1 rRNA gene is annotated in these 502 nt (G+C 40.2%); it reads left to right on the forward strand.

The window, feature by feature from the left end:
* Nucleotides 1-74: 74 nt before the first annotated feature.
* Nucleotides 75-192, forward strand: a 5S ribosomal RNA gene (gene rrf / locus OCV70_RS18825).
* Nucleotides 193-502 lie beyond the last annotated feature (310 nt).

Below are 502 nucleotides of genomic sequence, written 5' to 3' on the forward strand. Positions count from 1 at the left end.
AGAGAAGATGTGTTTTACTGTTGAGTTATCAAGTGGCTGACTTAATAAAATAAGGAAGCCGATAACCGAATATTTCCGGTGTCGATGCGCTCAGGGGAAACACCCGTTCCCATCCCGAACACGACGGTTAAGACCTGAGCGGCCGATGGTACTGCATTGGAGACGATGTGGGAGAGCAGGCGGGCGCCGGATCAAAGAAAAAAACAAGTGAAAAGCTTGTTCATATAGAAACAGACATCAGTAAGGGAGTTCTGTCGGAAACAGAACGGTAAAAGACGAAGATCGAGAGACTGGTGTTAACCCGATCAGCAGGGAAGTGCTGTTATGATAACTGGTTTTACCAGTGATTAGAGGTTTTAAATAAGATTATTTAAGATTTCTAATGACTGATAAAATATCAGTCAGATATGTACCTTGAAAACTGCATACATGTAAATTTGATTAAAGTTAATCAAATATCCTTGATACAAACGTTAAAACGTAAGATAGGAAGACATCGATT

Origin of the sequence: Blautia acetigignens (genome assembly GCF_025566865.1) — a bacterium.
In the GTDB taxonomy this organism is placed as follows: Bacteria; Bacillota; Clostridia; order Lachnospirales; family Lachnospiraceae; genus Blautia_A; species Blautia_A acetigignens.